Genomic DNA, 13,025 nt, shown 5'->3' with positions numbered 1-13,025 from the left:
AGGCCGGAGCGTCATGACTGAGCGACGTTGGCCCTGTGCGGGGGCGTCCTTTTCTCTTCCGTCAGGCGGGACTGACAGGGTCGTGTGGTGAACCCCGTTCTCCATCGGTCGGACGGGGTGGGGAAAGCCGTCCGGATCCCGTGGGCGTTCACGTCTGCGCACCCGGGCTGCGGGGCTCTGGTGACGAGTGCTCACGGACGGGGCGGACCGAACCGTTATGGGCTGTTGTATCGCTGAGGGGTGAAGTCCTGCTCGCTCGGGGCCTCAGTACCCGACGACGATGTTCGAGCCGATGTTGGGAGTGAACGCTTGGCCCTGCGCGCTGATTATTACACCGCTGTGGACCACGGCTCCATTTCAGATTTGTTAAATCGTGTTCACCGCCGCGGTGCTCTCGTGCTGGTCCGGTCCGGTGCCGTGCCAAGGCCTAACGCCCTTGTCCGGGTCATCGAATTTGGTGGCGAGTCAGCTTGCCGCGGGCTCATCGGATGGTTGCGCAGTGTGACTGTAGACGTTGGCTTCTTCGGCTTCGGCGCCGAAGGCCTTGCGGGCTTCGGGCTTGATCACGCGGTTGCTCCCCTCTCGATGCCGCACGATCGGACCCACCCCGGCCTCCTCCGTCCTGGTCACCCCCAGCCCCAGCAGCAGCGTCGCGCCGTATCGGTACAGGTTTCGTCGATGTTCAACGCCTCTGAAGCATCACTCAGCGTCACCTTGAAGCGGTGTCATGCAGCTGACGCCAACCCAAACGCGGAGACTACGGGTTTTCCTAGTCGACCTTCGTTCTGTGGCCCTTGTATGGTCGCATTGCCTCCGCAGGGCGGCCCCTTTCGCCACTACAGGAGACCCCCTATGACGAACATCGAATCGACCATCAAGCACATCCTGGTCGACGATCTCTTCATCACTGTTCCGCCGTCCGAGATCGGTCTGGACGACAATTTTCGGGATGTTCTCGGACTTGACTCGCTCGGATTCATCGAACTCCGCACCCAGTGCGAATACGTCTTCGGCATCACCATCTCGGACGAGGACTTCGTCCCGGAGCACTTCTCCTCGGTCCGGACCTTGACCCGGTTGGTTTCGCTCAGGCAAGTGGTTCTTCCGAACGAGGCGAGCGTCCAGTGACCGAGATAACGAACACCGAGGTGGCGCGTGAACCGCGGACCATGGGGTTCACGGAACTCAAGAGCTGGTTGCGCCATCGCCATCCGATGGTTTATCTCGACCGTATTCTGGACTACGAGCCCGGGAAATACGTAAAGAGCCTCATGGCTGTTTCCGGGCAGATCGACGCGCTCGCCGGCCACTTTCCCGAGCGTGCCATCTTTCCCGCCAGCCACATGATGCAGGCGATCGCCCAGTCGGCGATCATCCTCGCACAGTTGTCGACCTCGCCGCTCGCCGACGATGAGATCACCCTGATCGGATCGGTCAAGGCCAGGTTCACCCGCGTCGTCGTCCCCGGCGACCAGATCGTCTTCCACACCACCTGCGACAAGCTTCGCGGCGACGTCATGACGTTCGCCTGCCGGGCGGAGGTCTCCGGCAAGCCCGTCGCCATGACCAGGGGCACGCTGGTCCGCACCAAGGTGACGGATCTGGGGGAGCAGTTGTGGTGAGCGCGGGGTCCCAGGTGTGGGTGACGGGGAGGGCGTGGTCGACCGCTCTGGGCTCCGACGTGGACACCGTGTGGGAGTCGCTGCTGGCCGGCGCCTCCGGCATCACCGAAGTGCCGTCCCCGTTGCCGCTGCGCGGCATGCTCGCCGCGACCGTGCCCGACCTCGGGAGGGACCTGCCCGCGTGGGACCGCCAGCAGCGGATCACCCGCGCCACGCTGTCAAAGGCCCTGCGGGACGCGGGGATCGACCCCGGCGACCGGCGTGTCCTGCCCGTCCTCGGCACCAGCTACGGCCCCCACCTGGAGATGCCGGAAACCCGCTCCCTGTCCCACTGGTCCACGACGGCGGCACGGGGCGCCGGATACGTGGTGGAACCGGTCACCGTCACCACCGCCTGCTCCGCGGGTTCCGACGCCGTCCTGGCCGGACTCGCCTTCCTTGAGGAAGGCATCGCGGATGTCTGCGTGTGCGGCGGGGCGGACGTACTCACCCTGGGCAAACGCCTCGGCCACTCACACCTCGGCACGATGTCCCCCGACGGCCTTCGTGCCTTCGATGCCGCCCGCAACGGCACAGTCCTCGGCGAGGGAGCGGCGTTCCTCGTGCTGGAGCGGGCCGAGCGCGCCCGCGCCCGCGGAGCCCGCCCATACGGCGTCGTCGCCGGCGCCGGATCGTCGAACGACGCCGTCAATGCCGTGGCCCCCGATCCGTCCGGCGCGAACGTCGTCCTGGCCGTCGAACGCGCGCTGCGCGACGCGGACATCACGCCGGAGGACGTCACCGTCGTCAATGCGCACGGCTCCGGGACACCGGTGAACGACGACGTGGAGGCCCGGGCCTACGCGCGGCTCTTCGCAGGCGTACCCCGCCCACCGATCGCGTTCGCGACGAAGGGGGCGTTCGGACACACGCTCGGCGCGACCGGCGCCATCGAGGCGGTGGCCCTGCTCCAGGCCCTCGCGACAGGGACGGTTCCCCCCGTCCCCTCCCTACGGGACCCGCTGCCAAGGCTCGGCCTGCCGATCCCGATGGAGCGACCCATGAAGGCCGAACCGGGCTGGGGCATCAGCGTGACGCTCGGATTCGGCGGCTTCAACACCTGCCTCGTCCTCCAGGGTCCCGAAAGCGCGGCGCCATGACTGACGCGGCCACCTTGACCACGTACGGCATGACCGTGCTCGGCGAAGGCGTCGCCGAGGCGACCGACCTGTCCGGTGTGCTGCCGAGACAGAGGGCCTCCCTCTACGCGGACCCGCTCTCCTGGCTCGTGTTCGAGGCCGTGCAACACGCGATCGACGCACACCGGGAGGCCATCGACTCGGCGCGGGAGAGCGTGGGGCACATCGTCGTCAGCGACGACTGCACCACGTACACCATGCGCGCGATCGCCGCGACGATCGCGGCGGGACGCATCTCGCCGCTGCGGTTCTCCGGGGCGAACCCGGGTTCGGTGTGCAGCCTCCCCTCGCAGTTCCTGGGCTTCAGCGGGCCCAGCATGACCCTGTCGATGCCGCCGGACAAGGGCCTGCCCCCGGCGGCCGCCGTCGCCCGCGCATGGTTGCGTCAGGGCTCGGCGACCCATGTGCTCGTCACCTCCCATCGAGTTGGCCCCTCGGGCCATCGCGTCACCAGCAGGCTGCTGACGGGGACACAGGAAGGCTGAAGTGGACACCGCCCTCACCCTTGAGTCCGGCGTCGTGCGGGACTTTCTCCGTGATCTCGTCCAGGTGGACCGACCGGGAACCCGGCCCCCTCCGTTCGACACCGTGGTGGGGGAGATCCAGCAACTCGGTATCGAACCCGGAATGCCCGTCATGGTGGCGATGCCGAACGGGGCTCCGTTCGTCACCGTGGTGTGCGCGCTGCTGGTCCGGGGCGCGGTCCCGGTGCTCCTGCCGCCGTCGGCGCCGCCGTCCCGTATCGAGCGGATGGCGCGGGCCCTCGGTGCGGACGCCCTGATCGCTCCGAGGGTCCCGCCCGGACCGCCCGCCGGCGTACCACCGCGCACCCTCGGCGGGTTCGCCCGGTTCGCCCGCCTGAGCGGCGTGGACACCCTCCGGTACCGGCCCGGGGAGATCATCCTCCTCACCTCGGGCACCTCCGGTGTGTTCAGCGGCTGTCTGCACCGCGTCGACTCGCTCCTGCGCAACGCCGGCCGCCACGCCCGGGTGATCGGCCAGAGCGCCGCCGACTGCGTCCTGATCAGCCTGCCTATGCACTACTCCTACGCCTTCGTCGCCCAGTTGCTCGCCGCCCTCGTGACAGGGGGCAGGGCGGTCATCGCGGGACCGCCGTTCACGCCCGCCCACTACCACCGGACCATCCAGGAACACGGGGTCACCGTGTCCTCGCTGACACCAACGATGGTCGAGTCATGGCTCCGCGCGGGAGAGCGGCTCCCGGCACCCCTGCGCCGTTTGACGGTAGGGGGCGACGTGTTCGCCGCCTCGTCCGTGGCGGACGTCCTGAAGCACAACGCGGGCCTGGAGCTGTACCTCACCTACGGGCTCACCGAAGCCGGTCCCCGCGTCTCCACCCTCGCCGCCCACCTGGAGCCGCCCCGGCGCTACGCCTCGGTGGGACTCCCGCTCCCCGGGGTCCAGGTCCGGCTGCGCACAGCCGATGCCGGTGACAAGGCCGGCGAGCTGATCGTCGAGACGGACACGGGCATGCTCCGCCGGGTCGGCCGCCGCGACGAGCCCGAGCCTCCCGCCGGCGGCCCCAGCACCTCGATCAGCACGGGCGACCTCTTCGAGAGGGACGACGACGGCTATCTGTTCTTCCGCAGCCGCCGCCCCAGCTATGTGATCAGCCGCGGCGAGAAGGTCTCCCTGAAATCGGTCTGCGCACTCGCGGAGACGATCCCCGGCGTCCTGGGCGCGGAGGCCTGGACCCACGAGAACACCGCCGGCGACGTTGTGTTCACCCTCGACGTCTACTGCGCGGACCCCTCGATCGGCGAAAAGGAAATCCGACGACGGCTGGCAAAGGTCCTGCTGCGCGGCGAGCAGCCGGCCCGCCTGCTGATCCACCCGGCAACGCACCTGGGCTGGCGCAAGTCCGCCGGCAAGTAGCGGAGGTCGACCATGGAACATCTCACCCCACCCCTCGTGGTCTCAGGAGACTCCCCGGGCGCGCTCGCGGCGGCGGCCGACCGGCTGTGCGAGGAGGCCGAGTCGGCCCCGGAGGAGGCACTGCGGGATCTTTGCCACCGAAGCCTGACCGCGGTCCACGCCCACCGACGTGGCGCGGTCCTCGCCACGGACCGGGACGGACTGCTGCGCGGCCTCACCGCCCTGGCCCGGGGCCGGACCGGGCGCGACGTCCTCACCGGCACCGCCGACGTGGCCCGTGAACCCGTCCTGGTCTTCCCCGGCCAGGGCGCCAGTTGGCCGGGGATGGCCTCGGAACTGCGTGCGTCCTCGCCCGAGTTCCGGGAGCGGATCAAGTTCTACGGCCGGAAACTGAGCGCCCACCTGGACGGCTGGGACCCGGCCGACGCGCTCGCCGAGGAAGCGGAGCTCACCCGGCTCGGCACCGTCCAGCCCGTCCAGTTCGCCCTGTCCTCGGCCCTCGCGGACACCTGGCGCGCCCACGGACTCCAGGAGACGGCGGCGGTCGGACACTCCGTCGGCGAGATCGCCGCCGCCCACGCCTCCGGCGCGGTGGCCATCGAGGACGCCGCCCGGCTCCTCGCCCAGTACGGCAGCGCGCTCACCCGCATCGAGGGGCGGGGCGCGATGGCATCCGTCGCCGCCCCCGTCGACCGCGTCGAACCGCTGCTCCGCAAGTGGGGCGGTCGCCTCGACATCGCCGCCGTCAACAGCGCCCGCAACGTGACGGTCAGCGGTGACCGGGACGCCGTGGACGAACTCCTGGCCGAGCTGATCGGCGAGGGGCTCTGGGCCTGGAAGGTGCCCGGGATCGAAGTCGCCGGGCACTCCCGCCAGACGGAGATCCTGCGCGAACTGATGCTCGAACAGACGTCGCCCGGGACTCCGGGCCCGCTCCGTGCCGCCTTCTACTCCACCGCCACGGGCTCGCGACTCGGCGCCGCAGACCTCACCGCCGCGCACTGGTACCGCTCGCTGCGCGGCACGGTCCTCTTCGCGCAGGCCGTTCGCGCGCTCGTCGCCGCGGGCCACCGGCTCTTCATCGAGGTCAGCACCCATCCCACACTCACCACCGTCATCGGCGAGACGCTGCGCTCGGAGGGTGTGACCGGCGTGGTGATCCCCACGCTGGACCGTAGGAAAGGCGACCGCGAGAGCCTCCTGCGCGCCCTCACCCACGCGTACGTCAACGGAGTGCCGGTCAACTGGGAGACGGCGTACGAAGAACTCCTCACTCCGGCCCCGGGCTCAGCCCCGACTTTGATTTCAGCCCCGCCCTCAGCTCCGGTCTCAACCCCGGCCCCCGTCACCTGTCCGGAGCAGCCCGCCGTGGCGCCGCCGACCGCGGAGTTCCTTGACAGCGCGGAGTTGCGCGACGCCTCCCCGGCCGAACAACGCGCGATCCTGGTCGATCTGATCGCCCGGGAAACCGACAGGGTGCGGGGCCACGCCGACTCCGCTGGCTCCTCGGGCTCCTCGGGCTCCTTCGACACCCACACCTTCCTGGAAAGCGGGCTCACCTCGCTCACCGTGGTCGAGCTGGCGCGCGCCCTCTCAGCGGCCACCGGCCTCGACCTCCCGGCCACCCTCGTCTACGACCACTCCACCCCCCTGGCCCTCGCCGACCACCTGCGCCGCGAACTCGGCCTCACCTCGCCGGACGACGCCCTGGCGCGCCCCGTGCGCCGTGCTGCGACGGACGAGCCGATCGCGATCGTCGGGATCGGCTGTCGCTTCCCCGGCGGGGTGACCAGCGCTGAGTCCTTGTGGGACCTGGTGCTGGGCGGCCGCGACGGGATCGGCGAGCACCCCGCCGACCGCGGCTGGGACGCGGACCGCCTGTACGACCCGACCCCGGGTGAACTGGGGAAGATCTCCTCGCGGTACGGCGGGTTCCTGTACGACGCTGCCGACTTCGACCCGGGGTTCTTCGGACTCTCACCGCGCGAGGCGACCGCGATGGAGCCGCAGCAGCGGCTGCTCCTGGAGGTGTCCTGGGAGGCGGTCGAACACGCCGGCATCGTCCCCGAGAGCCTGCGCGGCACCCGCACCGGAGTGTTCGCCGGGGTGATCTCCCAGGAGTACGGCCCCCGCCTCCACCAGGCTGGCGAGGAGGTGGCGGGCCACGCGTTCCTGGGCACCGCGCTGTGTGTGGCCTCGGGCCGGATCTCCTACCTCCTGGGGCTGGAGGGACCGGCGATCACCCTGGACACGGCCTGCTCCTCCTCCCTGGTGGCGATCCATCAGGCCTGCCAGGCGCTCCGCGCCCACGACTGCGACCTGGCACTCGCGGGCGGGGCGACCGTGATGTCCGGTCCCGGTGTGCTCGTCGAGTTCTCCCGACAGCGTGTCCTCGCCCCGGACGGCCGGTGCAAGGCGTTCTCGGCGTCCGCCGACGGCATCGGCCTCGCCGAGGGCGTCGGCATGGTGCTGCTGGAACGGCTGTCAGACGCCCACGCGAACGGCCACCAGGTGCTCGCGGTGATCCGGGGCAGCGCGGTCAACCAGGACGGCGCCTCCAACGGTCTGTCCGCGCCCAGCGGTTCCGCCCAACAACAGGTCGTCCGCCATGCCCTCGTCAACGCCGGGCTGGGCCCCCACGACATCGACGCGATCGAGGCCCACGGCACCGGAACACCGCTCGGCGACCCGATCGAGGCGCACGCGCTGCTGGCCACCTACGGTCAGCGACCCACCGAACAGCCGGTGTGGCTGGGATCGGTCAAGTCCAACCTCGGTCACACACAGGCCGCCGCCGGGGTCGCGGGAGTGATCAAGATGGTCATGGCCCTCCGGCACGGACTGCTGCCCAGGAGCCTGCACATCGATGCCCCTTCCCCGCACGTGAACTGGTCGGCCGGCGCGATGCGGCTGCTCACCGAGGAACAGTGGTGGCCCGACATCGACGGCCGCCCGCGGCGCGCCGCGGTGTCCTCCTTCGGCGTTTCCGGCACCAACAGCCACCTGATCCTGGAACAGTCGCCCCAGCTCCCGGCCCTCGCGCCCGCCGTCGGCGGCGGAACGCCGACGGAGGTCCTGTGGCCCGTCTCGGCGAAGAGCCGGACCGCGCTGCGGGCCCAGGCCGCCCGGCTGCGCCAGTACGCCGCCGACCGCCCCGACCTCGACCCCGCGGACGTGGCTCATACGCTGGGCACCGCACGGAGCGCGTTCGCGCACCGCGCCGTGGTGCGGGGCTGTACCCGTGACGAACTCCTCGACGGCCTGCGGGCGTTGCAACGGCAGGAGGACCACCCTCACCTCGTCCAGGCGGCCGTGCCCGTGTCGGGGCCCGGGAAGCTGGTGTTCGTCTTCCCCGGGCAGGGCTCGCAGTGGCCCGGCATGGGCATGGAGCTGTACGACGCCCACCCGGCCTACCGGCAGGCGCTCGACGCGGCCGACGAGGCTCTGCGGCCCCACACCGGCTGGTCGGTGGTGGAGGTCCTGCGCGGCACCCCGGGCGCGCCCGCGCTGGACCGGGTCGAGGTCGTCCACCCCGCGCTGTTCGCGGTGATGACCTCGCTCGCCTGCCTGTGGCAGTCCCACGGCCTCGTCCCCGACGCTGTGGTGGGGCACTCCCAGGGCGAGATAGCCGCCGCCCACATCGCCGGTGCCCTCACCCTGCCCGACGCGGCGAAACTGGTCGCCCTGCGCGCGCAGTCGCTGGCCGCCCTGTCCGGCACCGGCTCCATGGCCACCCTCGGCCTGCCCGCCGACCGGGCCCAGGCGCTCGTCGAGCAGTACGGCGGTGCCCTGGGCGTCGCCGCCGTCAACAGCCCCGCCTCCACGGTCGTCGCCGGCACCACCGCCGCCGTCGAGGGACTGCTGCGGCGGTGCGAGGCGGAGGGCATACGGGCGCGGCGCATCGACGTGGAGGTCGCCGGCCACTCCCCGCACATCGACCCCCTGCACGACGACATCCTGGAACGGCTCGCGGACATCACCCCGCACCCCACCGGTATCGCCTTCCACAGCACGGTGGACGGCCATCTCCAGGACGGCCCGCTCGACGGTACGACCCTGACCGCCGCCTACTGGTGGGACAACCTCCGCAACACCGTCCGCCTCGCCGACACCATCCGCTCCCTCGGCTCCGGAGGGCACCGGACCTTCCTGGAGTGCAGCCCGCACCCGGTGCTCGTGCCGGCCGTCGAGGAGACCGCCGACACCGCCGGGCTCGTCGTCGGCACCCTGCACCGGACCCAGTCCCAGACCGGCTCCCTCGCGTCCGCCGCGGCACGCCTGCACACCCACGGGCACGACCTCGACTGGAACGCCCTGTACCCCGGGGCCCACCGAGTCGACGTGCCCACCTACGCCTTCGAACACCGCCGCCACTGGCTCGTTCAGGCCCCCTCGTCCGAGGTGGTGACCGCGGGGCAGCGCACGACGGGGCACCCGCTGCTGGGCGCGATGGTCGACCTGCCCGACGACGAGGGCCTGCTCCTGACCGGCCGCATCGGCCTGGACACCCACCCCTGGCTCGCCGACCACGCCGCCACCGGAGTCGCGCTGGTCCCCGGCACCGCCTACCTGGACATGGTCCTGCACGCGGCCGACCTGGCCGGCTGCCCGCACACCGCCGAGCTGACCCTGCACGCCCCCATGGTGCTGCCCGACCAGGAGACCCTCGACCTGCATCTGAGGGTCGGCCCGCCCGACGACCACGGGCACCGGCCGGTCACCCTGCACGCCCGTGTCCACACCACCGACACCGATCCGCCCCCCTGGACCCTCCACGCCACCGCGCGCCTGGCCGAGGAACCGGCGACGGCGGCACCGGCACCCGCCGGACCGGCCGTGTGGCCGCCCGACGACGCCCGGCCGGTCGATCTGGCCGGCCTGCGCACCGGCCTCGCCGAGGCGGGCTACGACTACGGCCCGGCCTTCACCGGCCTGCGCTCCGTGTGGCAACGGGGTGAGCACTTCTACGCCGAGGCCGAACTGCCCGACGGCCTGACGTCCACCGGCCACGTCATCCATCCCGCGCTGCTCGACACCGCGCTGCACCCCATCGCCCTGCCCGACACCGCGGGGGAGCCGGCCGACGGACGCGACGGGCCCCGGCTGCCCTTCACCTTCAGCGGTATCACCCGCACCGGAACCCCGGCCAGGCACCTGCGCGTCCACCTGCAGGTCACCAAGCCGGACACCGTGCGTGTGCTGGCCACCGACCGCACGGGCGCCCCGGTCCTGACCATCGACGCGCTCACCCTGTGCGCGACCACCCGCGACCATCTGCGCCGCCAGACCACTACCGGCCCCGAGCACGACCTGCTGCACCTGACGTGGAGCACCCCGCCCGGCGCCCGCACCGACGCCCCCGACAGCACGGGATGGGCCCTGCTCGACACGGACCCCCGGCTCACCGAGGCCCTGGACACAGTCCCCCGCCACGCCGGTCTCTCCGCCCTGACCGCGGCCGTCGACCGGGGAGCGGCTCCGCCCGAGCTGGTCGTCTGGCCCCTGCCTGCACAGGACCAGGCCGATGCCGAGGGCGCCCGGACCCTGTGCGAACACGTGCTGCACTTCCTTCAGGAATGGCTCGCCGACGATCGGCTGACCCGTACGGTCCTCGCGGCCGTCACCCGCCACGCCGTCGTCACCGGTCCCCACGACCCGCCCGGACTGGCCCACGGCCCGGCGTGGGGTCTCCTGTACGCCGCCCAGAACGAGAACCCCGGCCGGATCGTCCTGGTCGACACCGACCGCGACCCCGACAGCGCGGCCGCGCTGACCGCCGTACTGGCCGCCGGGCACCCCCAGTCAGCGATACGGGCCGGGAAGCCGCACATCCCCCGGCTCGCCCGGACCAGCACGGCCGAGCTGCTCACCCCGCCGGCCGAAACCCCCGCCTGGAGGCTGGAGTCCACCGGCGCGGGCGGTCTCGACCGGCTCGCCCTGCTGCCCGCGCCCGACGCTACCGCCCCGCTGCGGCCCGGCGAGGTCCGCGTCGAGGTGCATGCCGCCGCGATGAACTTCGTCGACACCGCCGCCGCACTCGGTCTGATCCCGCCCCGGAGTCTCGGGGCGGAGGCCGCCGGTGTCGTCACCGAGACCGGGCCGGGCGTGCACCGGTTCGCCGTGGGGGACCGTGTGACGGGTCTGATCGAGAAGGCCTTCGGGCCGGTCGCCGTCGCCGACCACCGCCTGCTGGTGCACGTCCCCGACGAGTGGTCGTTCGCGCAGGCCGCCGGTGTGCCCGTGGCGTTCGCCACCGCCTACCACGGCCTCGTGGACCTGGCGGACGTCCGGCCCGGCGAGACGGTCCTGATCCACGCCGCCGCCGGAGGCGTCGGCCAAGCCGCCGTCCAGCTGGTCCGCCACCTGGGCGCGACGCCGCTGGTGACCGCCCACCCCGACAAGTGGGAGACCATGCGCGCACTGGACTGCCCCGACGAGCACATCGCCAGTTCCCGCACCCTCGACTTCGCCGAGCGCTTCCGGGAGGCCACCGGGGGCCGTGGCGTGGATGTCGTCCTGAACTGCCTGGCCGGTTCCTTCGTCGACGCGTCCCTTGACCTCCTAGCGCCCGGCGGTCGTTTCGTCGAACTCGGCAAGACCGACATCCGGGACACCGGGCACCTGGCCACAACCCACCCGCACCTCACCTACCAGGCCTTCGACCTGCACCCCAGCGCGGGCCCCGACCGTCTGGCGGATCTGCTCGCCGAACTCCTCGACCTGTTCCGCACTGGAGCGTTGACCCCCCTGCCCGTCACCGCCTACGGCATCCACCAGGCAGTCGATGCCTTCAAGCTCATGCAGAACGCCCGTCACACCGGGAAGCTCGTCCTGACCTTCCCCCGTCCGCTGGACCCCGACGGCACGGTTCTGATCACCGGAGGCACCGGTACCCTCGGCACTCTGCTCGCCAGGCACCTCGTCGCCACGCACGGGGTCCGCCACCTCGTGCTGGCCAGCCGGCGCGGACCCGGCGCCGACGGAGCCGACCGCCTGCGCGCCGACCTCGAAGGCGCGGGCGCGCACGTCACGATCACCGCCTGCGACGTCGCCGACCCGCACGCGCTGCGGCAACTCATCGACTCCGTCCCGCCCGAGCACCCGCTGACCGGTGTCTTCCACACGGCGGGCACGCTGGCGGACGCCACCATCACCAACCTGACCCCCGAGCAGTTCGCCAGGGCCTTCGCGCCGAAGGCCGAAGCCGCCCGTCAGCTGCACGAACTGACCTGCCAACTCGACCTGGCCGCCTTCGTCCTGTACTCCTCGACCGCCGCCACCTTCGGCAACCCGGGCCAGGGCAACTACGTGGCCGCCAACGCCTTCCTCGACGCCCTCGCACACCACCGGCGCCGCCAGGGCCTGCCCGCCACCTCCATGGCCTGGGGCTGGTGGCAGCCCATAACCGGACTCACCGGCACGCTGACCGACACCGACAACGCGAGGATCTCCGGCACCGGACTCGCCCCGATCACCGCGGAGTACGGGCACGCCCTCCTCGACGCCGCGCTGGAACTGCCGTACCCGGTGCTCACCGCCAGCCCCCTCAACCAGCGGACCCTGCGCGCCAACGGCGAACTGGGCACCCTGCACCCGCTGCTGGAGCGCCTGACCGCCGCCACAGCCGCTCGCCGGACCTCGGGCGCCGTCGACTCGGCCCCCGATCTGCGCCAGGAACTCGACGCCCTCGCCCCCGAGGCACGGCTGCGTCGGCTGCGCACGCTCATCACCGCCCACGCTGGCGCCGTACTGGGTCTCGACGCGGCCTCGCCGCTGCCGGCGGACCAGCCCTTCAAGGCGTCCGGCTTCGACTCCCTGACGGCCCTGGAACTGCGCAACCGGCTCGCCAAGGCCACCGCGCTCCGGCTGCCGGCCACCCTCACCTACGACCATCCGACCCCCGACGACCTCGCCGCCCACCTCGCCGTCGAGCTGTTTCCCGATGCCAACGCCGACGGCGTGGACCGGACGGCGGCCAACCCGGACGCGGCGATCCAGCGGGCCCTCGCCTCGATCCCCGTCGCCCGCCTGCGGGACCTCGGGCTTCTGGAGACGCTCCTGCAGCTGACCGACGACGGCACAACCCCCGCCCGGCACACCGGCGCGGAGGACATCAGGTTGGCGAGCGCCGACGAACTCGTCGCACTCGCCCTGTCCATGGAGGAGTCCGGATGACGCACCGCCCCGGCAGCGCCGCGCCCGCCTCCCAGAACGGACCGACGTCTCCCGAACCGACGGAGCCGACCGTGACCAACCCGCCCGCCAACATCGTCGAGGCCCTGCGGCACAGCCTGCTGGCCAACGAGCAGTTGAGGCGGACGAACCAGAA

At 71.8% G+C, this 13,025-nt stretch carries 6 protein-coding genes; all 6 read left to right on the top strand.

Going from position 1 to position 13,025, the window contains the following annotated elements; all coding sequences use genetic code 11:
* The first annotated feature begins 852 nt into the window (after window positions 1-852).
* From BR98_RS03845 to BR98_RS03820, 6 genes are read left to right on the top strand one after another with little or no spacing between them, the layout of a single operon-like run.
* Window positions 853-1,128 (top strand): acyl carrier protein, encoded by a 276-nt coding sequence (locus BR98_RS03845; protein ID WP_035840073.1) that lies wholly within the window; start codon window positions 853-855, stop codon window positions 1,126-1,128.
* Window positions 1,125-1,622 (top strand): 3-hydroxyacyl-ACP dehydratase FabZ family protein, encoded by a 498-nt coding sequence (locus BR98_RS03840; RefSeq protein ID WP_035840070.1) that lies wholly within the window; start codon window positions 1,125-1,127, stop codon window positions 1,620-1,622. Before BR98_RS03845 ends, BR98_RS03840 begins: the two co-directional genes overlap by 4 nt.
* Entirely contained in the window at window positions 1,619-2,761 is a 1,143-nt protein-coding gene (locus BR98_RS03835) for a beta-ketoacyl synthase N-terminal-like domain-containing protein (protein ID WP_157537360.1), read from the top strand. Before BR98_RS03840 ends, BR98_RS03835 begins: the two co-directional genes overlap by 4 nt.
* Entirely contained in the window at window positions 2,758-3,285 is a 528-nt protein-coding gene (locus tag BR98_RS03830) for a hypothetical protein (protein ID WP_035840064.1), read from the top strand. The genes BR98_RS03835 and BR98_RS03830 overlap by 4 nt, the downstream gene beginning before the upstream one ends.
* A gap of 1 nt (window position 3,286) precedes the next feature.
* A complete protein-coding gene (locus tag BR98_RS03825) occupies window positions 3,287-4,696 on the top strand; it encodes a class I adenylate-forming enzyme family protein (RefSeq protein WP_035840054.1) in 1,410 nt (469 codons plus the stop codon).
* A 12-nt stretch (window positions 4,697-4,708) separates the two neighbouring features.
* Window positions 4,709-12,871, top strand: coding sequence for a type I polyketide synthase (locus BR98_RS03820; protein ID WP_035840051.1), 8,163 nt, complete (start codon window positions 4,709-4,711; stop codon window positions 12,869-12,871).
* Window positions 12,872-13,025 lie beyond the last annotated feature (154 nt).

Origin of the sequence: Kitasatospora azatica KCTC 9699 (assembly GCF_000744785.1) — a bacterium.
Taxonomy (GTDB): Bacteria; Actinomycetota; Actinomycetes; order Streptomycetales; family Streptomycetaceae; genus Kitasatospora; species Kitasatospora azatica.
Note: the sequence above shows the minus strand (reverse complement) of the source record. Positions and strands in the feature narration are given on the sequence as shown.